Source organism: Paenibacillus sp. J5C2022 (assembly GCF_025567625.1).
GTDB lineage: Bacteria > Bacillota > Bacilli > Paenibacillales > Paenibacillaceae > Pristimantibacillus.
In genome coordinates this window covers 269,233-291,139 of the sequence record NZ_JAOQJC010000002.1, presented here as the reverse complement: position 1 = coordinate 291,139, position 21,907 = coordinate 269,233, and the positions used below count along the sequence as shown (strand labels likewise).

Below are 21,907 nucleotides of genomic sequence, written 5' to 3'. Positions count from 1 at the left end.
CGGGTTCCTCTATATGTGCGTCCATTCTTCCCCTTTCACCGTAAGCCAATACCGTTCGCTCTGTTGCGCCACCTCTACCGGTACGCCGAAGAAGTCGCTCATCTGCGATGAGGTCAACAGCGATGAAGTCGCGCCTTGAGCAAATGCTTCACCGTCCTTCATCAGCAGCGACTTGGAGAAGCAAGGCAGAATCTCTTCCACATGATGCGTAACATATATTAATGCGGGTCCGTTCTCCTGCTTCGCAATCGATTGCACAATGGCAAGCAACTGCTCGCGAGCGAACACATCCAATCCGGAGCATGGCTCGTCCAGAATGAGCAGATCCGGCTTTGTCATAAGCGCTCTGGCGATAACAATGCGCTGACGCTCCCCTTGCGACAGCGTCTCATAAGCGCAGTCTGCCAGATGACTGCAGCCCAACTGCTCCAGCAGATGCTCGGCATAGGCCACATCCTCTTGCAGAGGTTCATCATATATGCCGATCGTGGCATCCTTTCCGCTTAATACAATTTTCAGTGCAGAATCGCTGCCGTACAACCGCATGCCCATAGAAGAGCTGACCCATCCAATTCGTTTGCGAAGCTCGCGCAAATCATACTCCCCGAATTTGCGATCCAGCACGGTGATGCTGCCTGAAGTCGGCCATATGTATCCGTTGATCATATTGAGAAGCGATGTTTTCCCGGAGCCGTTCAAGCCTAGAATACACCAATGCTCTCCCCTTTGTACGGTCCAGTTCAATCCCTTCAATATCGTTCTGCTTCCTCGCTCCCATATGACATCGCGAATTTGTATAATCATACGCAATCCCCTCCCTGCTATTTCTCCCCGTTAATTCCTGCCCTTTACAGGCAATCAACTCTATCATACACCTAATCACCTAATTCAGGCCAATCGAAAGCAAGAGAGAAGCTTCTCTGTATGGATAAGAGAAGCTTCCCGCTGTCGTACCGTGTTTACATGATCAACCGACGAGTGCGTAATAAATCGGAGTAATGATGAAATGAATGGCGAGTACCAACAGTCCAATGGCTACTGACCATCCGCCCAAGCCTCTGGCTCCCTGCTTGTAAGCCATATAGCCCAAAATCATCGCGGTAGGAGCCAACAGAACCGGCCACAGAAACAATGAAGCAATAGAAAAGACGAGTGCAATCCAGCCTAAGGCAAATGCTCCGGAATCCGCCTCCGAATGAACGCTTTCCTCTTCGTAGCGGAACTTCTCCGAAGGCTTGCTGACCGGCATGCCATATGCGAAATCAGCCCCCATCTCTTCTTTGAAGCTCATGGCACCGTTCGGCAGCGACTCATTCGGCACCAGTCCGCCAGAATGATCGGGTTCGACCTCTTCTTTTTTGCCCGCTTGTTTGTTTTCCACTGTCATCACTCCTTCGGCTTGAAGGTGTGGCAGCAAGTGGCAGCCGATTGCAAGGCTTGATCTTGATGAAGCAGGCCTAGTTTGTCTGACGCGAACTCTTCATTGTAGGATGAATGAGCATCAATTTCGATTTTGATTTCATCCGCATTGCAAAGGTTGCCTTCCTTCCAAAAGCTGCAATTGGCAACACTGCAGTTTACGCCCTTCGGCATAAAAAATCACCTCCGCTATACAGTGTCTCTCCAGCGGAAGTGATTCATTCTGCCTTATTTTTGTCCCTGCATACGGCGATGCGTCATATACTCGCTTTCATAATAAGCCAGCTCATCCCTTAGCTCCTCATAAAGCTTGGATACGCCGAGCACGACTGTACGGGATTCGCGGTTCGGCTTGTATCTGAATCGAATGGCATCCTGACCTGTGTACGCATAGCGGCCGTCTTCGGAATAGCATTCATTTTTGGGATAGAAAAATGCGTTGACGCAGTAGTGATACACCTCATACAATACACGTTCTGCATTCTCATTATCGAAGTTGGGCCTTCTCAGCAGCACACCCAGCTTCTCAACGGCAACTTCGGAAAAAACAAGCAAATGTCTTAAATCCGACAGCAAGCCTTTGTAGAACAGCTCTGCGTCTTCCCCTGCATCGTCACCAACCAGGCCGGCAATCGTATGATTGTTCAGGAACGGCTCCAACTGGGTAATTGCTTCTTTAAGCTTTAAACGTGCGGATTCAGTTAATGGTTTTACATTAGTGGATGGCATGATGGTAGATCCCCTTTCATTTTCCAAACGAAAAAAACTATAAACATCAACATCGTACCACAAATTCCATAGAAACGGTACAGGCGTTTTCCATTTCCCCGCATAATTTCACACGCAAGATCGGAATCTAAAGTTAGTTCTATTGTAACATCAACGACCTCAGGAGGAAAACAATATGCGTACATCAAGATGGATTGCCGCATTCACGATGATTGCCGTCGTGGCGCTGCTCATTCCCGTATTGCCAAGCGTGCTTCCGCGCACTGAGCACAAGGCTCCCGAGACGGCGCCACACTCCGCTGCGAAAGAGCAGAAGATGAAGCTGACCGCTCTTCAGAACGACATGAGCGCAACGTCGGCGCTGATGGCTGCGGAGACCAAGCAAGATCTGATAAGACTGATCCAGTCGAATGACGGAAAAAACGGCAATCTTGCCACGGGCGTGAAAAGCTTGATGGAACATCACCCCCACTTGGCATACGTCGACTGGACGAGCCGGCAGGAAGACATCAAGCAAGGACATATTCCGGCGGATCAGCAGCGCCTGATTGCCAAGTACGTCTCGGAAGCGAAGAAGAAGTCCGGTACCGGCATGGATTATGAATCACCTGCAGTCGAGAGCAGCGACGGCAACCGGTATGTCGTGATTGGCGTGCCCGGAACGAGCGATCAACAATATATCGTTACTGTGTTGAATGCCAATATCGTCAAGTCGGTTGAACGCCATCAGAAGCAGAATTTGCGCATCATTCCTTATCCCGCGGAAGGAAAATTCCATGTAGAATCCGTACAGCCGAATACAACCAAGGACATTACCGTCCGATCCGGCGAAGACAATGGCAATGCAAGCCATTACTACATTCGGGATGTTATCGTGCACTTCTCCGGTCCGGTCACTCCCGACGAATTGAATCGGATTAAAGCGGACATTCACGCGCAATCGGCAGATCGAATCGGCCAAATCGGACATGCCTATGTGTTCCGTTCGGACCAGCTTGAAACGAAACAGCTGATGCATTATTTCAAAACAAACTGGAATCCCAAATATGTGGAACCCCATTATTTGTATCTGACGAATCAAGAGGACTTGGGGAATGCAGCCGCTCCGATCGTTCCCAATGACGTGTTGTATTCTCGTCATCAATGGAATCTGCCGTCCATCGAGGCCGAGAAGGGCTGGCAGTTGTCCAAGGGAGATGAAGGCGTCATAATTGCCGTCCTGGATACCGGAGTCGAAAGCAGCCATCCCGACTTGCGCGGCCGTCTCGTTCAAGGCGTGAACATCGTGAGCGCCAATGCGGCGCCCGAAGACGATGTGGGGCACGGTACGCATGTAGCGGGCATCATCGGCGCCTCTGTGAACAATAACGAAGGAGTCGCAGGCGTATCTTGGTACAACAAGATTATGCCGGTGAAGGTGCTTGACGGCAGCGGTGCGGGCTCTGCATATTCCGTCGCGCAAGGCATTATATGGGCAGTCGATCACGGCGCCAAGGTGATCAATATGAGCCTTGGCAATTATGCGCAAGCGGACTTCCTTCACGACGCCGTCAAATACGCGTACGAGCACGACGTTGTGCTGATCGCGGCCAGCGGCAACGACAATACGGAGCGGCCCGGCTATCCTGCTGCTTATCCCGAAGTATTCGCCGTAGCAGCGACAACTTCCAGCAAGCAGAAGGCTTCCTTCTCCAACTTCGGCGATTATATCGATGTGGCGGCGCCCGGCGACCAGATTGCCAGCACGTATCCAGGCAAGCAATATGCCGCCCTGTCAGGCACGTCGATGGCCAGCCCTCACGTCGCTGCGCTCGCCGGCTTGATCCGTTCGCTTAATCCGCAGTTGACCAATACGGAGGTTATGGAGATTATGCGAGCTTCCACGATCGATCTCGGCAACACAGGCAAGGACAAATATTTCGGTTATGGCGAGATCGATGTGAACAATGCGCTTCATGCCGCCACAAGCTATACAAGCGCGCTTCAAACTTATCCTCAGCAGGTCAAGCGTCGCCTGGAGCGCATCAAGGCACATACCCCGTAAGTAGTGCCGACAAGCGAATGTCGCAAAAAAGCCTTGTGTTCTGCTCGCAGCAATGCGAAGAGATCACAAGGCTTATTGTTCGTTGCCGTTGCGGAAAGTTTGCCGTAAGCCGGGTTCTGTACTTCTGGTGGTATAACGGGAACGACCCTCCCACTAATGAAGCGACAATCATCTATCTAGGCCGGCTATTGCTAACCGGCTCAAGCAACCAACCCGGACGCGCCTCGGGCTAAGGCTGCAGCCTTGCGGCTGCCGCATCCTCTCGGTCTTGCTCCAGATGGGGTTTACCAGGAACATAGTCACCTATGCTCCTCGTGGTCTCTTACACCACGGTTCCACCCTTGCCTGTGCCGGCGTAGCCGGCCATCGGCGGTCCATTTCTGTGGCACTATCCTTCAGCTCGCGCTGACTGGACGTTATCCAGCATCCTGCCCTGTGGAGCCCGGACTTTCCTCTCGCAGCGACTAGGCTGCCAGCGATTGTCTGTCAAACTTTCCGGTGCAGAATTCAGTATACTAGGATTTCTACAAAAGCTCAAGACTGAATCCGTTCCATTCATTCAAAACATTGCTAACTCATGATTTAGAGGAAGACGAACGGCTCCGTTGATAATTCAGAAGCGACAACTTCCGTCTTATAGTTGTCGTCAGACAGCTTGCCTCGCAAATATTCTGCAACCTTGCGCTTCATAATCTTCTCGATATTGTGTCCCGCATCGATAATGGTCATGCCTGCAGCAAGTGCGTCATGGGCCGTATGGTAATCGATATCGCCCGTAATGAGCACATCGGCGCCCGCGAACATGGCCTGCCGCACATATCGGCTTCCCGAGCCTCCCAGCACGGCAGCCTTGCGAATCGGCTTGTCCAGCGGACCGACCACCCGCAGACTCGGCACATCATAGGCTTGCTTAAGCCGCTGTGCCAGCTCGCTGAGCGTTGCCGGCTGCTCCAATTTGCCTGAACGGCCCAATCCGAAGGATCTCCCCTTCAGGTCGACAGGATACAGATCGTAAGCGACCTCTTCGTACGGATGCGCCTTCAGCATGGCGGCAACCGCCCCCCGATGTACGCTGTACGGCACAATCGTCTCCACACGAACCTCTTCTACCTGCTCCAGCTTCCCTTCTGAGCCGATGTACGGCTGGCTCCCGTCCCCAGGACGGAATGTGCCGGTTCCTCTTATATTGAAGCTGCAGCTGCCGTAATTGCCAATCTCCCCGGCACCTGCGCGCCATAACGCTTCGAGGACGGCTTCATGATGGCTCTCCGGGACGAATACGACTAGCTTGTACAGCTTGTCGGTATGCACCTCGTCCAGCGGGATGCGGCCTTCCTGCGCGATGCCTGCCGCATCGGCCAACCAATCGTTTATGCCCCCGTCGGCGGTGTCCAGATTTGTGTGGGATATATATACGGCGATATCGTGCTTGATCAGCCGTTCGTACAGCCTGCCTGCCGGAGTGCTCGTATCCAGCTTGACCAACGGACGGTATATGATCGCATGATGCGCCACGATCAGATTCGCGCCTGCTGCAATCGCCTCATCCACCACTTCGTCCGTTACATCGAGAGCGACCATGACTTTGGCCACTTCTTTGTTCAAGGTGCCCAGTTGAAGCCCTATTTTGTCGTTCTCCACCGCATAATGCTTTGGCGCCAGCTGCTCCATATACTGCATTAATCGTTGGCCGTTTGCAAACACTGTAGCACCTCTCCAATCATTTTGATCTCTTCTTGCAATTGCCTCCACTTCGCTGTCGCTTGAGGAAGCTCGGACTCCGCCAGTTGACCGCATATCCGATTCAGCTTCTGCAGCTCGGATTGCCATTTCATGATAAGGATCGGCCCTCCCGACCTTAACAGATGGGGACCCATATGCACCAAGAGAGACGTTGTTATCTCCTTCTGCCAGGCCAAGCCCAGGAACGAACCGTCATAGAGCTCCTTGTTCAGCCGCTCCGCATCAGAGCTTCTTTGCGCATGCAACACTTCATATATTTTGCCGTCTTCCTCCAGAATGCTCTCCGCCTTCAAATACCAGCCTTTCTCCAGCAGCCAGCTTCGCACGATATCTTCTCCCACATTCGGCTGCAGCACAAGCTCTTGCACTTGCGCAAGCATGCCGCGCTCATGCCCTTCCTCCAATATTTCCTTCATTAGACCGCCACCCATGCCGGCGATCGTTACGGTATCCGCTTCATCCCCTTGCAAGACAGCCAGCCCGTTGCCCTGACGGACCTGCAGCTTGCCGGTAAGCCCCGCATCGGCCGCTTGCTTCTTCGCCGCAGCCAGCGGCCCGGCATTCAGTTCACCTGCTATCGCGGATGCCGCGATACCGTTCTGAAGCAGATAGACCGGCAGCAGCGCATGATCCGAGCCAATGTCGGCAACACGGCTGCCTGGCGTTATGTATTCCGCAATTTTCAGAAGTCTGTTTGATAATTTGATCATTAAGCCACCCACACCATCCATTGTTTGCGCAAGAAGTAGAGCAGTGTCCCTCCCAGCGCGAATTTCATTAGCAATTGCAGTTGAATCCACTCCGTCTCCTTCAGAAAAGCCAGACTGTACACTTCCGGCATAAACCAGGTTAAGGCGCAGACTGCGAATAAAATCAATGGAACCGCCTTCGTCCATCGATGAAGGAACCAACTGCTCCAGCCGAACAAAACGGACAGCGGAAGCCAATACAGCTGCACTTCGAACCACTTGGGCTCCGGCGCGAATCGGGACAGCAGCCAGCTGTAAGTAAGCAGCATCGCCAGCCAGCCGCATAGATGAAGCACTTGCATCCGCATCCTTATGCCATAGACAATCCAGAACAGCGCACAGACGCTAATGAACGCCGCCTGCCAGCCCCAAGCATTCAGCTCATGTTGATTAAGCAAGTACAGTCCGCCGCCGAGCAGAAGCAGCATCCCTGTGCTGGACAATGACAAGCCAGCCGCTTCGCTGCGCATTCTCCATCGCTTGCCGCCCCAGAGCAGGACAAGCGTGCCTCCCAAAATAATTGCGATTTGCAATAGCGGATGAAAAAAGCTAAAATAAAGCACAACGAAGGAAATTAAGGTAAAAGTTCCAAATGTAAGGAACCATTGCTTTCCCGTTGCCCGTCTCATAGCCATGACCGCTTTCCCGATAGTATGGCCAGGCGCATCCTGATCGGAGTTCGATCCCGGGTCCGCATCGGGGTCACGATACAGATTAAGAAGGAAATCGCAATACTGGTCAGGCAGCACTTTGCTCCTGCGCCAATGCCGAATTTCCTTCACGATAATATCACGGTTATGCTCCATAGCAGCAGATATCCTCTCTGTTGAAATAGGAGAAAAAAGACCTTGCTGCTCATGCAGAAGGTCATTATATCCGGGTTATTCAAGGAAATCTTTAAGCCTCTTGCTGCGGCTTGGATGACGCAATTTGCGAAGCGCCTTCGCTTCGATCTGTCTGATCCGCTCTCTCGTTACGCCGAATACCTTGCCGACTTCCTCCAGCGTACGGGTACGGCCATCGTCCAATCCGAAGCGGAGCCTGAGCACGTTCTCTTCCCGTTCGGTCAAGGTGTCCAGCACATCCTCCAGCTGTTCCTTGAGAAGCTCATATGCAGCAGCATCGGCAGGAGCGAGCGCTTCTTGATCTTCGATAAAGTCACCCAGATGCGAGTCGTCTTCCTCGCCAATCGGCGTTTCCAAGGAGACGGGCTCTTGGGCAATCTTCATAATCTCACGTACCTTCTCCGTGCTAAGCTCCATTTCCTCCGCAATCTCCTCAGGAGTCGGTTCACGCCCCAGCTCTTGCAGCAGCTGTCTGGATACGCGGACGAGCTTGTTTATCGTTTCCACCATGTGCACAGGAATACGTATCGTCCGAGCCTGGTCGGCTATTGCGCGAGTAATAGCTTGACGAATCCACCAAGTGGCATAGGTACTGAATTTGAATCCCTTCTGGTGATCGAACTTCTCGACCGCCTTAATAAGACCCATATTTCCTTCCTGAATCAAGTCAAGGAACAACATCCCACGCCCCACATAGCGCTTGGCAATGCTGACGACGAGACGGAGATTCGCTTCCGCCAGCCTGCGCTTCGCTTCCTCGTCTCCATTCTCGATCCGAATGGCAAGATCGATTTCGTCATCGGCAGAGAGTAGCGGAACACGTCCGATCTCCTTCAAATACATTCTGACAGGATCGTTAATTTTTATGCCAGGCGGCAAGGCAAGATCATCGTCGAAATTGAAATCGTCCGAATCCCTCTCCTGATCGTCTCCTGTCTGCACAAGCGGATCTTCATCGCTTTCGTTCAAGACCTCAATTCCCAAATCGTCAAGCTGCTCGAAAAACTCATCAATTTGCTCAGGATCTTGATCGAACGGAGACAATTTCTCCATGATTTCCTTGTAGGTTAAGGAGGAGCGCTTCTTGCCATGCTCAATGAGTTGATCCTTAACTTGATCAAGTTTCTGTTCAGTATCTAGTTCTGTATGTTGATCATTCGCCATATTCCGACTCCCTCCTCCCTAGAAACGTCATCTGGTCAATTCTTCAGCTGTCTCTCTAGGGCGATAATCTCAAGACCTAACTGCGCTGCCGTTATAGCATCGCCGGCACGCTCGGCACGTACCATTTCTTCCCGTTTCCTTTCGATCTCCCTCTGCTTGGGAACTTTCTTAATATCATGGATAAATGCTTCCATTACAGCCTCGTCGAAAGGAAATCCGCCATCCATCATTAATATTGCCGTAGCCGTTTGTTCCAATCGTTCATCATGTAAAGTTTCAATGAATCGGGCGGGGTCCGGTTCATGGCCTCCGGCATAATAAGCGTATAAATAAGCAGCAAGCGCTGCATGATCCTCTACATGAAAGGATTCCCCGAGCCTTGCGTGCACATCCTCCGCCACCTCACGATTTTGCATCATCACATGAAGCAATCTGCGTTCCGCGGTGGCATAAGCAGGCAGAAGAGTCGAAGCCCGTGATACACGGCGCTTTTCATTCCTACCATTATTCCACGAATTGTCGTTATTATCCCTTTGCGGTTTCTTTTTTTGCAGCTCCATGCGATATTCATGACAGTCCTGCTTCAGCGCATCCAAGGATACATCGAATTCGCGCGACAGCTCCTTCAAGTGCAGCTCGCGTTCAGTAGAGGAGTCCAGTTCGGCTACAATTCCGACCGCTTCCATCAGATAATTTTTTCGCCCTTCTTCTTTTAGCAGTATATGGTTTTTCCGAGAATATATAAGTCTGAATTTCGTAGTTGACACAGGATCATCCAGAAGCCTGGAGAATGCTTCCGGTCCGTATTCCTCAATATATTCGTCGGGGTCCTTGCCCTTCGGAAGAATGGCGATAAGCACCTTCAGGCCGGCAGCCTGAAGCAGTGGAATCGATTTGTGCGCAGCTGCTTGTCCCGCATCGTCGCCGTCATAGCATAATACGACTTCCTCCGCTTGTCGTCTGAGCGAGACGCAATGTTCCTCTGTCAAGGCCGTTCCCATCGTTGCAACACCGTTCTTGACACCGGCGTTCCATGCTTTAATCACGTCCATGAACCCTTCGAACAGTACCGCAGACTTGCTCTTGCGAACGAATGGCTTCGCATGATGCATGTTATACAGCATTCTGCTCTTCGTGAACACCATGCTTTCGGGGGAATTCAAATACTTGGGCTGACCCTCGTCGATAATCCGCCCGGCGAATGCGACAGCCTGTCCTTCACGGTCCCATAGCGGAAACATGATGCGTCCGCGGAACCGGTCCACATAGCCGCTTCCGTCCGATTTCGGCGACAGCAGGCCTCCGCTTTCCATTAGCTCCAGCGAATATCCCCTGCCGCTCAGGAAGCGGGACAGCACATCCCACTCGTCAGGAGCATAACCGATCATGAACTGATCGATTAACCGGTCGGTCATTCCTCGTTCGCGCAAATAATGTTTGGCCCGTTCCCCTTGCTTCGTGTTGCTTAGCAAGTAATGATAAAATTTGGCGGCCAGTTCATGCGCTTCGATAACTTTCAACCGATTGGGATCTTGTCCGGCGGAATTCCCTTGGCCGGAAGATGTCCATGTTACCGGAATACCCGCACTCTCCGCAAGCACTCGCACGGCCTCCGGGAAGGAATAGCCCTCCATCTCCTGGACAAACCTGATGACATTCCCGCCTTTGCCGCAGCCATAGCAGTGATAAATCTGCATCTCAGGCGTCACGGTAAACGAAGGTGTCTTCTCGGAATGGAAAGGACAAAGTCCTACCATGTATTTGCCGCGCTTCGTCAGATGAACGTATTTCCCGACAGTCTCCGCAATATCATGCCGCTTGCGTACCGCATCAATGACATCATCAGGAATTTTTCCACTTGTCATCATGTATCACCTGCATTCAGATGAGAAAAGTCACAGACAAATCCAGATTGTAAACTATATTCGCTATACGTCATAGTTCTCCTGCACGTTCTGCAAAACTTTTGTCAACTTTTGTTGAAAGCAATCAGCATCCTCGCCGCTCATCGCCTTCGGCCCCTTCGTTCGCATGCCGGCACGGCGGCGTCTGGCGCCTTCATGTCTCCGCTCCATTAAATAGTCGATGTTCCCTTCCGTATACATCTCCCCCCGCGGCGACAGAGCGATTGCCCTTTTGCCCATCACCATGCAAGCCAGACCAAAGTCGGCCGTTACGACGATATCGCCGGCAGCCGCATGGTTCGCGATGTAAAGATCCACGGACTGACTGCTCCGGTCCACCTGCACAATTTCCACGCCTTCGGCTGGCTGCAGCCGGTGATCGTAAGAAGCGATCATGCGAACGGGCACTTGGAATCGGCTGGCGGTCTGGACAATTTCCGACTTGACCGGACAGGCATCGGCATCTACATAGATAATCGGCTTGTAACTGTTAATCTTGCATCACCGCTCATTCTACAATCTATACCGTACTATTATATACGGCGCCGGATCAAAAAATCCTGCTAGATCCCATCAAATGAACGCATATTAAATATTTGCAAAGAGGGAAGCTTCATTTGCACCGCATATATTCCATAATCAGGCTGGCAGTCTCTTCGACAGCTTTATGGGATACGTCTATGACAACGCAGCCCAGCCGCTTCATAATGGCATCCGCATACAGCAGCTCTTGTTCGATCCGTCCCGTTGTCGCATAAGAAGCCGTATCCGGCAACCCCAACGCTTTGAGCCGTTCTTTTCGAATGACATTCAAATAACCGACATCAATCGTCAAGCCGACAATTTTCCCTTTGTCGAGCTTGAACAACTCATCGGGAGGCTTCAGCTCCGGCACGAGCGGAACGTTGGCTACTTTGAATTTCTGATGTGCCAAGTACATCGACAACGGAGTTTTGGATGTGCGGGATACGCCGACCAGCACGATATCCGCCTTCTGAATACCGGACGTATCGCGCGCGTCATCATACTTCACAGCGAATTCCACCGCTTCCACCTTTCGGAAGTAATCCGCGTCGAGCACATGATTCAGTCCCGGCTCCTTGCGCGAAGATCGTCCCGTTGCCGCCTCCAGCGTCTCGATGAACGGACCAAGCAAGTCAATGGCCGATACGCTGTATTGCCCGGCCAGTCTTCGCATAGCATCTCTAAGGCCAGGGATGACAAGCGTGTACAGCACAATGGCTCCTTGCTCGCTCGCCAGCTCCGCAATGCGCTGCAACGACGCCTCGTCCGTTACGAAAGGAGCTCTGCGAATATCTGCATGAATGGGATGAAACTGTGCAATTGCCGCGCGAACGACCAGTTCTCCCGTATCCCCTGCCGCATCCGACACGACATATACGACGACTTCCGTTTTATGATCTGACAAGTGTATTCTCACTCCTTTCGTATCGTTATGAGTTACCAGACTACTTTGGAGAAGTCGGCGACAAGGCTTATATCATCGGCAATATTCGCCAAGGTAGCCAGCCGGTTGTTCCGGATGTGGTCATCTTCGGCCATCACCATGACAGACTCGAAGTACTGATGAATAGGCGGCTTCAATGCAGACAAGGATTGCAGAGCTGCAGCAGCATTCTTATCTGCCAATGCCGTCCGGAACGTCTCCTCTTGCGCCAGCCATGCATCGTACAGCTCCTGCTCGACATTTTCCTGGAACAATTGCCGATCCACTGATCTCGTCGTCGCTTTACCAGCCAGATTGCTTACCCGGTTGAACGCTTCGACCGTCAGTTTGAACGCCGCCTTGTCTTTCCCGTTCACACCTGCCGCCACGGCTGCGGCACGGCTGGCCGTCAGCTGCAGATCGGAGATGCCGGAAGCCATTACCGCATCGATGACATCGTAACGGTATCCTTGCTCAGACAGCCAGTTCTTCACTCGGAGCGAGAAGAATTCATTCAAGTCCTTCTCAATCTCGTCCGCCGGACGCTTCAGCCCTCGTGAAGCATGAACGGATAGCGCCGTACGGTAGAGATCGGTCAGCTCCAGCTTGAAGCCGAAGGCCAGCATAATCTGCACGATGCCTGCAGCGCTTCTGCGCAGCGCGTAAGGATCTTGCGAGCCGGTAGGAACGATGCCGATCGAGAAGCAGCCTACTATCGTATCGATCTTGTCCGCCAGACTGACGATCGCTCCCGTCACACCAGAAGGCACTTGGTCACCTGCGAATCTTGGCTGGTAATGCTCATTAATCGCTTTCGCCACATCTTCGGATTCGCCAGCGCGCTTGGCGTAATCTTCGCCCATGATGCCTTGAAGCTCAGGGAACTCGTACACCATCTGAGAGACAAGATCGAATTTGCAGATGGATGCGGCGCGCTGAATATTGGCAGATGCCTGGGCGTCCAGCTTAAGCTGCTCCGCCAGTCCTTTGGCTACGGCTGCTATCCGGTCCACTTTGTCCGAGACCGTACCCAGCTCCTCGTGATAGACGACATTGCGCAGCTTCGACATCGCATAATCGATCGTCAGCTTGTGGTCTTCCTCGTAGAAGAACTTCGCATCGGACAATCTGGCGCGCAGCACCTTCTCATTGCCTCTGGCCACAAGCTCGATGGAACGGCTGTCCCCATTGCGCACCGTTACGAAGTGCGGCAGCAGCTTGCCCGCTTCATCCATAACCGGGAAGTAGCGCTGATGCTCCCGCATCGAGGTAATGAGCACTTCCTGCGGAATTTGCAGAAATTGCGGATCGAATGAGCCGTGCAACGCCGTAGGATACTCCACAAGGAACAATACTTCTTCCAGCAAGTCTTCCTTCATGGCCACATGCCAGCCCTTGTCCGCCATCAACGCCTGAATGCCGCTCACAATCATCGCTTGACGTTCTTCCACGTCCACGATGACATGCTGCTCGCGCAGCTTCTCGACATATTCGGCCGGCTCGCCGATCGCGGCATCCGCCCCCAGCGTACGATGGCCTCTCGATATGCGCCCCGCTGTCACGCCCGCAATCTCAAGCTCGATAACATCTTGTCCCAGCAGTGCTATTAGCCAGCGAATCGGTCGAACGAAGCGAAATTCCTGGCTTCCCCAGCGCATATTTTTCGGGAAGGACATCGATGAGACGAGACCGTTCAAGCCTTGCGGCAGAAGGCTGCTTGACTCTACACCGATGCTGCTCTTGGTAGCGTAGACGTATTCCACGCCGGACAATTCCTTGAAGTACAATTGATCCGGTTCCACGCCTTGACTTCTGGCGAAGCCAAGCGCAGCCTTGCTCCAGTTGCCTTCCGCGTCTTGAGCAATTTTGCGGGACGGCCCTTTCGCTTCTTCTTGCATGTCCGTCTGCTTCTCCGCCATATCCTTCACAATGACGGCAATTCGCCTTGGCGTCGCATACGCTTGTACGACTCCATGATGAATCCGGGCTTCTGCCAGCCACTTCTCCAGCTTTTCCTTAAGCTGTTCCATTGCTCCGCGCACGAATCTGGCGGGCACTTCCTCAAGCCCTATCTCCAACAGCAGGTCTCTAGTCATGTTCAGCCGCCTCCTTCTTCAACAATGGGAATCCCAGCTTCTCGCGCTCTTCCAGGAATGCCGCTGCTACTCCGCGCGCCAGGTTCCGGACTCGGGTAATATAACCGGTTCGCTCCGTCACGCTAATCGCACCCCTTGCATCCAGCAAGTTGAACGTGTGCGAGCATTTGAGCACGTAGTCGTACGCCGGGAAGACAAGTGCATTGTCCATCGTTTTCTTCGCTTCTTCCTCGTACATGGAGAAGAGAGAGAACAGCATGGCCGTATCCGAAGTCTCGAAGGTATACTTGGAATGCTCATACTCGGGCTGCAGGAATACGTCTCCATACGTTACGCCGTCCACCCATTCCAGTTCGAATACATTCTCCTTATCCTGAATATAGGAAGCAAGGCGCTCCAGACCGTACGTGATTTCAACTGCGACGGGATTCGCATCTATCCCGCCTACTTGCTGGAAGTATGTGAATTGAGTAATTTCCATGCCGTCCAGCCATACTTCCCAGCCCAGCCCCCATGCTCCGAGCGTTGGCGCTTCCCAGTTGTCTTCAACGAAGCGAATATCATGGTCCTTCGCATCTATGCCAAGTCGCTTCAGACTTTCCAGATAGAGCTCCTGAATATTGTCCGGCGATGGCTTCAGAATGACCTGGAATTGATGATGCTGATACAGCCGGTTCGGATTCTCGCCATATCTGCCGTCAGCCGGGCGGCGGGAAGGCTCCACATAAGCGACATTCCATGGCTCGGGACCGATTGAGCGCAGGAACGTCATCGGATTCATCGTACCGGCCCCCTTCTCTACATCGTACGGCTGCACGAGTATGCAATTCTGCTCGGCCCAGAACTGCTGCAGCGTCAATATCATCGTTTGAAAATTCAATGACCCCACTCCTTCATTTCTTCAAAATGAGAATACTTCTATCGAAGACATTCATAGAGCAGCGGCCGCACTACGGCAAAAAACTCCCGTCGCTATGCCTGCCGCCAGACATAGGGACGAGAGTTGTTATTCCCGCGGTTCCACCCTACTTGGCCATCCTTGTCGGCGCTTGCCGCCTCTTTAGATGACCCGCTTTCGCTTTCATCGCTCCGGAGTGCCCTTCATTGCAGTGTCCTCCCGGGCTTTCACCGTCCCCGGTTCGCTATTATCGGCTCAGTCCGCAACTAATTTCTCCATCACAGCTCTATATTCATAATTTACTATTGTAGGCGTTCCGCTTATAAAAGTCAATTTAATTTGCCCAGTTGATCCAGGAAATTTTTCGACTTCAGCCTTAGTCCCAGCTGGGCATCCATCAAGCCGGACATGCATGCATGTATTTCCGCTTTCGTATGATCGGATACGTTAATATTGCCAAGCCTTCGCATATCGAGCTTGCTGAACAGTCTGAGCAGCTTCAGAGCCTTTTCGCTTACGGGTACAGCATGCGCCGCACCGCTGGTACAGCGGGAGCAGATCACCCCCCCCGCATGCGGCAGCAATTTGAACGGCCCGACCCGATTGCCGCAATGCACGCACTCCTCCAGCACGGGAGCATAACCCGACATGTCCAGAATACGCATTTCATAGACATGCAAGACGATGCCGGGGTCCTTCCCCTCCTGCAGCGCTGTCAGACATGCTTTCAGCTGCTCGAAATGATAGGTTCCCGCTTCGTCGTCCTGCAGCGACCGGTCTGTCAGTTCAGCTGCATATGACGCATAAGCTGCGAGATCCAAATCCATACGCAAATCATGGTGAGATTGGATAATCTCACCATGATTCAATGTGCCTAATCCGCTATTGCCTCGGAAAAACAGGAATTCGCCGTACGTAAACGGCTGGGACAGCGAAGCATGCTTGCTCCTGACCTTCTTCGCTCCTCGAATGAGCACGCCCGCCTTGCCGTTATCATTCGTCAACAGCGTAACGATTTTGTGATTCTCGCCATAATCCATGCTGCGAATGACTATACCTTCCACACGAACCAGCATACCGCTTTCTCCCCCATGACAACCGACTCTAATCCAGATATGGCATTAGTGCTTAATTCCCCAAGCCGGAGTGATCTCCCGCGATCATCTCCTCGTCATCGCTATCCCACGCTGCATCCGGATGCGTCTCGACCCCCACCTGATCCATTTCCTTGTACAGCATGTATGATTCGACATCCCCGGTCAACGTAAAATACTTCCACGAAAAGTCTCGCATTCGTATTCATCCCTTTCCGCCTCGGAAATGCTGCTCCAGACAGTTATTAGGATGCGTCGAAAAGACCCGTGGTATCCTTAGCAAAAAATATCAGCTATCTTGGCGGAATCCCATATCTCTAAGCACTCTCTCCTGATTGCGCCAGTCCTTCTTCACCTTCACCCACAGCTCCAGGAATACCCGCGAGCCCAGCAGCGCTTCGATGTCCTTCCGGGCGCCTTTCCCTACTTCCTTCAGCAGCTCGCCGCGCTTGCCGATAATAATTCCCTTCTGGGAGTCGCGCTCCACGAATATAACTGCGCCGATATAGACGACGCCGTTGTCCTGCACCCGCATATCTTCAATCGTAACCGCAATGGAATGGGGAATCTCCTCCCGGGTCAGATGCAGTATTTTCTCCCTCACAAGCTCGGCGCATACGAACTGCTCAGGATGGTCCGTCACTTGATCCGCAGGATAATACTGCGGCCCCTCCGGCAAATAACGAGACAGCTGCTCCAGCAGCGTATTCACGTTATTGCCTTGCAGAGCGGATATCGGCACGATCTCGGCAAAGGGATACAGGTCCTTATATTGCGTAATGAGCGGAAGCAGCTCTTCCGGCTGAATTTTATCTATCTTGTTCATGACGAGAAAGACGGGCGTGTGAACACTCTTCAGTTGCTCCATAATGTAGCGATCGCCTCCGCCGAGCCCTTCGGATGCATCGATCAGGAACATGACCGCATCCACTTCCTTAAGCGCGCTCTCCGCCGATTGATTCATATAATTGCCCAGCTTGGATTGCGGCTTGTGGATGCCCGGCGTGTCCAGAAAGACGATTTGCAGCTCATCGGTCGTGTAGACGCCATGAATTTTGTTCCGTGTCGTCTGCGGCTTATCCGACATAATGGCGATCTTCTGCCCGATCACATGATTCATCAGCGTAGACTTGCCCACATTCGGTCGTCCCACGATGGCAACGAATCCGGATCGGAAACCGTCGTTGTTGTTCATAGATGTGTTCATATCGATTATTGCTCCTCCTTATGCAGAGACAGCGGCGTGAACGCTCCAGGCAGCAGTTCCGCAACTGTCTTCACTTCCCATTCTCCATGCAAATTGCCCATAATGACCGGCATGTCCGGCGGACACAGCTCCACCAGCACTTGCCGGCATACGCCGCACGGCGTAATCGGCTCATCCGTATCGCCCACGACGGCGATAGCCTTGAATTGTCCCGCCAGCCTTCCGTCTGCGATCGCCCGGAATAACGCTGTACGCTCCGCGCAGTTGGTCGGTCCGTAGGCGGCATTCTCGACGTTGCAGCCCCGGTGTACGTTATTGTCGCAATCCAGCAGCGCAGCCCCTACCTGGAATTGCGAATAGGGAGTGTACGCTCTCTCTCTGGCTTCCGCCGCTTCCTCAAGCAACGCTTGGTAATCGTCGCTCAACCCTATATAATTGTTCTTCATCTTACAGTCACTCTCCTTCAACTGCCAGTCAGTAATTGCCATAGCGGGGGGCCCATCACCAATAATCCGATGATGACGGCCGCTATTGCACAGATGAGCACCGCCCCGGCCGCACAGTCCTTGGCGATCTTCGCCAGAGGGTGACGCTCGGGACAAGCAAGATCGACCGCATTCTCAACTGCCGTGTTCATCACTTCTGCAGAGATGACCATCCCTACCGCCATGGCAATCAGCGCCCATTCCAATGCATTCAGAGACAGCATCATTCCCGCTATAAAGACAAGGAAAGCGGCTATGCAATGAATTTGCATATGCCGCTGAGTCGCAATGGAATGGCGGATGCCCGACAATGCCAGTCCCACACTGCGTATTAACGCCTTCATTATCTTGTCAAGCCGGCTTGCCGCAGCACTTCTTCTTGCTTGGCGGTCATGACGGCTTCCGCTTGCTCGTCCTCATGATCGTAGCCCAACAAATGCAGGAATCCGTGAACGAACAGGAAGCCAAGCTCCCGCTCCAGGGAATGTCCGTATTCCTCACTCTGGGCAACGGCGCGCTCCACCGATATGATAATGTCCCCGAGCATGCCGCTGATGGGGTCCGCTTCGTCTTCGCTCTCCACTTCGAACACGATGTCCAGCTCTTCCACGCCATCGTCCTGCATAGCGAAGGACAACACATCGGTAGGCCTGTCAATGCCGCGATATTCACGATTAAGCGAATGAATGCCATCGTCATCCGTGAAGGTCAACGCCACATCGCCGTCCGTGAGACCTTCCGCAGCACCTGCAAGCGTCAGCAGCTGCTCAAGCTTGTCCACCATATTTTCCGGTATTTCAATTTTATCCTGTTCGTTGCTCCAATCCAGTCTCAAGCTCAATTCATTCACTCCTTCGTCTTCACATCTTCCGGATATTCGATGCGGGAATGGAAGATACCAATTATGCTTTCCTTGAGCGACTGGGCGATCTTGTCCAGTTCCTTCAGCGTAAGGTCGCATTCGTTGTATTGATTGTCATCCAGCCTGCTCTTGATAATTTTGTTGATCATCGCTTCCACCTGATCCACAGTCGGGCTGCGCAAGGAACGTACGGCAGCTTCCACACAGTCCGCGATGCCGACCACTGCCGCCTCCTTGGATTGCGCCTTGGGACCCGGATATCTGAAGTCGTCCTCTGTAAAGTCCGGCTCTACGCCCGCTTCCTCGGCTTGCTTAAGCGCCTTGTGGTAGAAGAATTTCAGCGATGTCGTACCATGATGCTGCTCCGCAATATCGCGAATCGGCTTAGGGATATTATACCCCTTCAGCATGTCTACTCCATCCCGCGCATGGGCAACGATAATCGACTTGCTCAGCTTGGGGTCGATCGTGTCATGCGGATTCTCGATATTGGACTGATTCTCGATGAAGTAATTCGGACGCTTCGTCTTGCCGATATCGTGGTAGAAGGAGCCTACCCGGCACAGAAGCCCGTCCGCTCCGATCGACTCCGCAGCAGCTTCCGACAGGTTGCCTACCATGACGCTGTGATGATACGTTCCAGGCGTCTCGGTAAGCAGCTTGCGCAGCAGCGGGTGATTGGGATTGGACAGCTCCACCAGCTTCAGAGCCGACAGAATGCCGAATGTGATCTCGAAGAATGGCATCAGTCCGATGACCAGCACCGCTGTCAGCAAGCCTCCTGCGAAGGCGAACGTAATGGAATAGATGAACGGAATCCGGTCCATCTGCTCCGACATCATGAGCGTGACCATAACCGCCAGCGAACCGAACAGACTCACCATAATGCCAGCCTTCAATATGGCCGATCGCTGGCTCGCCCGATGAATAGAGAATACGGCTGCAAGCGATATGACGATAATGAAGAAGCCGTATTTGAAATCGAAAATGTGGCCTTGGCCGGTATTCAAAATCATGCTCCCCATCACGGCAAAAATAAAGGAGCCGATAACGGCCAAATGCATATCCAACAGCAGCGTAATCAGCATCGCTCCCAATGCCGCAGGTGCCAGATAACCGGCATAATGGGCGGAATCCGTCTGCGTAAGTGCAATGATCTGAATCGTAATGATATTGATCAGGAATATGAGCCATAGCATCAGCAGCTGGGCGTTGCTGTACTTCGGCTTCAAGCCGCTGATGCCGCCGGATTGATGCAAGTAAGCGTACAGCACCAGCACGAACATCAGCGACAGAATAAGCAATCCTGCTTGCGGCCAGTAATGGCGCTTGTCCTGAAGCAGATTGGCGTCGGACAGCAGCTTGTACAGCTCCGGGGTAATCGTCTCTCCGTGCTTGACGATGATATCTCCTTCTTTAATGACGACCGGAGGCGTATTCTGCTTCGCTTGCACCCTGGCTTCGTCCGTCGCTTCCTTATCCAGGAATTTATTCGGCATAATGGAGAAACGCGCCAGTTCCTGCACGATTTCCCTGGCGGTGCGTTGCGAGATCGAGCTGCCGTTGACCAGCTCGGCCACTTGCATTCTGGCCGTCTCCGCATCCCTCAACGGCTCGATTGTCAGCTTGCGCACGATCTCTTTCGCGACATCCCGCATCTCGCCTAGCTGCTCCGAAGTAAGCTGAGGCATCTTGTAGAATGTCTCTTCCGGGATCGTGTACTGCTGCTCCTTGGTCACATACGACATTTCCTCCAGCAAGGAATCGCTGTATGTACCTTTGCCGCGGTTATTCTTCACGAACAAATCGATATGATCGCCGTACTTTCTCGGTATTTCGGAACGGTAAATATCAATTTTGTTCTCGGTCGTCACTTGATCGTCGGCGTTCAGCTGTTCGATCCGGTACAATATTTGCTCCACCAACTGCTCGTTCCGAAGCGAGACGTTGGAATAACTGTCTTCAATTCTCCCCGCCGCTTCCTCTTCCGCTTGCCTGGTCGCTTTCTCGTCTTTAATCTGGAATGGCGCCTTGATGTCCTTCTCGCTAACGGAGCCTTCCGAGATGTCATAGGTTTCCGGAATGACGTGAGGCGACAGGCTGAAATAAAACAGTAGCACAAACAGCCCCATAAGCAGCCATCTGACAGCCGGACTTTGTCTCCAGCCGGAAGTTTTGGCAGGCCGGACATTCCCGGACTTTGTTGTCCCTTTCTCGTTCATGCCGCTTCCAACCCTCCTCTAGGCTTTCATCTCTGCATCCCGGTCGTAAGCTGTTATAATCTTCTGCACGAGGGAATGACGGACGACATCCTGCTCCGAGAAGTAGATCAAGCCTATTTCGTCTATGGACTTCAGTATGCGCTGCGCCTCCACCAAGCCGGAGTTTTTGCCGCGCGGCAAGTCAATTTGGGTTACATCGCCGGTAATGACCATTTTGGAGCCGAATCCAAGGCGCGTCAGGAACATTTTCATCTGCTCGGGCGTCGTATTCTGAGCTTCGTCCAATATAATAAAAGAGTCATCCAGCGTCCGTCCCCGCATATAAGCGAGCGGCGCGACTTCAATCATGCCTCGCTCCATCGCTTTCACCGTCTGATCGGGTCCAAGCACATCATGCAGCGCATCGTACAAAGGCCGCAAGTAGGGGTCTACCTTCTCCTGCAGATCGCCCGGCAGGAAGCCCAGATTCTCCCCTGCTTCTACCGCAGGACGCGTCAGGACAATTCGCTTGACGGCTCCCTCCTTCAAGGCGACCACGGCCAGCACGACAGCCAGATAAGTCTTGCCCGTGCCGGCCGGTCCGATTCCGAATACGATATCCCGCTTGCGTATCGTCTTCACATAATGACGCTGACCGATCGTCTTGGCAAGAATCTTCTTGCCGCGGAACGTCGTGGCCACTTCCTTCTTGAACAGATCCAGCAGTTCTTCCGCCTGCATATTGCGAGCCAGGTCAAGCGCATATACAATATCCCGCTCCGAAGGCGTGTAGCCGTTGCGCACAAGCTGAAGCAATACGGTGAACAGCTGCTCCAGCGAGTCGACTTCCGGTTCCGGACCGGAGATGGCGATTTCCGCTTCGCGCGAGGCGATGGATGAGGCTTGCATACTTTCTTCAATCAATCTGAGATGCTTGTCTTGCGGACCGAATACGGCCAAGCCTTCTGCTGCGTTGCCTAGTGGAATTTTTACGGTTTTAATCGTTTCAATTTGCAACAA

At 52.8% G+C, this 21,907-nt stretch carries 22 protein-coding genes and 1 other RNA gene; 1 reads left to right on the top strand and 22 read right to left on the bottom strand.

Features of this window, described 5'->3' with window-relative positions; translation table 11 throughout:
* Positions 1-9: 9 nt before the first annotated feature.
* The 4 genes from M6D81_RS03150 to M6D81_RS03135 all read right to left on the bottom strand — a co-directional run bounded on the left by M6D81_RS03150 (position 10) and on the right by M6D81_RS03135 (position 2,148).
* Positions 10-804, bottom strand: a complete 795-nt coding sequence (locus tag M6D81_RS03150) for an ABC transporter ATP-binding protein (protein ID WP_262675338.1) — start codon at positions 802-804, stop codon at positions 10-12.
* Between the two features lie 163 nt (positions 805-967).
* A complete protein-coding gene (locus M6D81_RS03145; RefSeq protein ID WP_262675337.1) occupies positions 968-1,381 on the bottom strand; it encodes a DUF4190 domain-containing protein in 414 nt (137 codons plus the stop codon).
* Between the two features lie 5 nt (positions 1,382-1,386).
* Positions 1,387-1,593, bottom strand: coding sequence for a DUF1540 domain-containing protein (locus M6D81_RS03140; RefSeq protein WP_262675336.1), 207 nt, complete (start codon positions 1,591-1,593; stop codon positions 1,387-1,389).
* A gap of 54 nt (positions 1,594-1,647) precedes the next feature.
* Entirely contained in the window at positions 1,648-2,148 is a 501-nt protein-coding gene (locus tag M6D81_RS03135) for a YpuI family protein (protein ID WP_262675335.1), read from the bottom strand.
* 175 nt (positions 2,149-2,323) lie between these two features.
* On the opposite strand from M6D81_RS03135, the gene M6D81_RS03130 reads away from it, so the two are divergent.
* Positions 2,324-4,192: a S8 family peptidase gene (locus M6D81_RS03130; protein ID WP_262675334.1), complete on the top strand. Its 1,869-nt coding sequence runs from the start codon at positions 2,324-2,326 to the stop codon at positions 4,190-4,192.
* A gap of 90 nt (positions 4,193-4,282) precedes the next feature.
* Here M6D81_RS03130 and rnpB read toward each other — a convergent pair.
* The 18 genes from rnpB to M6D81_RS03040 form a co-directional block, all read right to left on the bottom strand.
* An RNA gene (gene rnpB, locus M6D81_RS03125) (RNase P RNA component class A) lies at positions 4,283-4,687 on the bottom strand.
* An 87-nt stretch (positions 4,688-4,774) separates the two neighbouring features.
* Positions 4,775-5,896, bottom strand: coding sequence for a Nif3-like dinuclear metal center hexameric protein (locus tag M6D81_RS03120; RefSeq protein ID WP_262675333.1), 1,122 nt, complete (start codon positions 5,894-5,896; stop codon positions 4,775-4,777).
* Entirely contained in the window at positions 5,872-6,645 is a 774-nt protein-coding gene (locus M6D81_RS03115) for a tRNA (adenine(22)-N(1))-methyltransferase (RefSeq protein ID WP_262675332.1), read from the bottom strand. Before M6D81_RS03115 ends, M6D81_RS03120 begins: the two co-directional genes overlap by 25 nt.
* Positions 6,645-7,490 (bottom strand): hypothetical protein, encoded by an 846-nt coding sequence (locus M6D81_RS03110; protein WP_262675331.1) that lies wholly within the window; start codon positions 7,488-7,490, stop codon positions 6,645-6,647. The genes M6D81_RS03115 and M6D81_RS03110 overlap by 1 nt, the downstream gene beginning before the upstream one ends.
* A 75-nt stretch (positions 7,491-7,565) precedes the next feature.
* Complete coding sequence (gene rpoD, locus M6D81_RS03105; protein WP_262675330.1) at positions 7,566-8,693, bottom strand: RNA polymerase sigma factor RpoD; 1,128 nt, start codon at positions 8,691-8,693, stop codon at positions 7,566-7,568.
* Positions 8,694-8,728: 35 nt separating this feature from the next.
* On the bottom strand, positions 8,729-10,558 hold the full coding sequence (gene dnaG, locus M6D81_RS03100) for a DNA primase (protein WP_262675384.1): 1,830 nt from the start codon (positions 10,556-10,558) through the stop codon (positions 8,729-8,731).
* Positions 10,559-10,621: 63 nt separating this feature from the next.
* Entirely contained in the window at positions 10,622-11,092 is a 471-nt protein-coding gene (locus M6D81_RS03095; RefSeq protein ID WP_262675383.1) for a YaiI/YqxD family protein, read from the bottom strand.
* A gap of 118 nt (positions 11,093-11,210) precedes the next feature.
* Positions 11,211-12,026, bottom strand: coding sequence for a pyruvate, water dikinase regulatory protein (locus tag M6D81_RS03090; protein WP_262675329.1), 816 nt, complete (start codon positions 12,024-12,026; stop codon positions 11,211-11,213).
* A gap of 32 nt (positions 12,027-12,058) precedes the next feature.
* Entirely contained in the window at positions 12,059-14,140 is a 2,082-nt protein-coding gene (gene glyS, locus M6D81_RS03085) for a glycine--tRNA ligase subunit beta (RefSeq protein WP_262675328.1), read from the bottom strand.
* Complete coding sequence (gene glyQ, locus M6D81_RS03080; RefSeq protein ID WP_262675327.1) at positions 14,133-15,020, bottom strand: glycine--tRNA ligase subunit alpha; 888 nt, start codon at positions 15,018-15,020, stop codon at positions 14,133-14,135. The genes glyS and glyQ overlap by 8 nt, the downstream gene beginning before the upstream one ends.
* 347 nt (positions 15,021-15,367) lie before the next feature.
* Positions 15,368-16,114, bottom strand: a complete 747-nt coding sequence (gene recO / locus M6D81_RS03075; protein WP_262675326.1) for a DNA repair protein RecO — start codon at positions 16,112-16,114, stop codon at positions 15,368-15,370.
* Between the two features lie 52 nt (positions 16,115-16,166).
* Positions 16,167-16,331: a YqzL family protein gene (locus tag M6D81_RS03070; RefSeq protein ID WP_262675325.1), complete on the bottom strand. Its 165-nt coding sequence runs from the start codon at positions 16,329-16,331 to the stop codon at positions 16,167-16,169.
* A 90-nt stretch (positions 16,332-16,421) separates the two neighbouring features.
* Entirely contained in the window at positions 16,422-17,339 is a 918-nt protein-coding gene (era, locus tag M6D81_RS03065; RefSeq protein WP_262675324.1) for a GTPase Era, read from the bottom strand.
* A gap of 5 nt (positions 17,340-17,344) precedes the next feature.
* On the bottom strand, positions 17,345-17,785 hold the full coding sequence (locus tag M6D81_RS03060) for a cytidine deaminase (RefSeq protein WP_262675323.1): 441 nt from the start codon (positions 17,783-17,785) through the stop codon (positions 17,345-17,347).
* A gap of 17 nt (positions 17,786-17,802) precedes the next feature.
* Complete coding sequence (locus M6D81_RS03055; RefSeq protein ID WP_262675322.1) at positions 17,803-18,168, bottom strand: diacylglycerol kinase family protein; 366 nt, start codon at positions 18,166-18,168, stop codon at positions 17,803-17,805.
* Positions 18,168-18,665 (bottom strand): rRNA maturation RNase YbeY, encoded by a 498-nt coding sequence (gene ybeY / locus M6D81_RS03050; RefSeq protein ID WP_262675321.1) that lies wholly within the window; start codon positions 18,663-18,665, stop codon positions 18,168-18,170. Before ybeY ends, M6D81_RS03055 begins: the two co-directional genes overlap by 1 nt.
* A gap of 5 nt (positions 18,666-18,670) precedes the next feature.
* Positions 18,671-20,908: an HD family phosphohydrolase gene (locus tag M6D81_RS03045; protein ID WP_262675320.1), complete on the bottom strand. Its 2,238-nt coding sequence runs from the start codon at positions 20,906-20,908 to the stop codon at positions 18,671-18,673.
* An 18-nt stretch (positions 20,909-20,926) separates the two neighbouring features.
* The gene (locus M6D81_RS03040) at positions 20,927-21,907 is read right to left on the bottom strand and encodes a PhoH family protein (RefSeq protein ID WP_410795682.1); all 981 of its coding nucleotides are present in this window, start codon (positions 21,905-21,907) and stop codon (positions 20,927-20,929) included.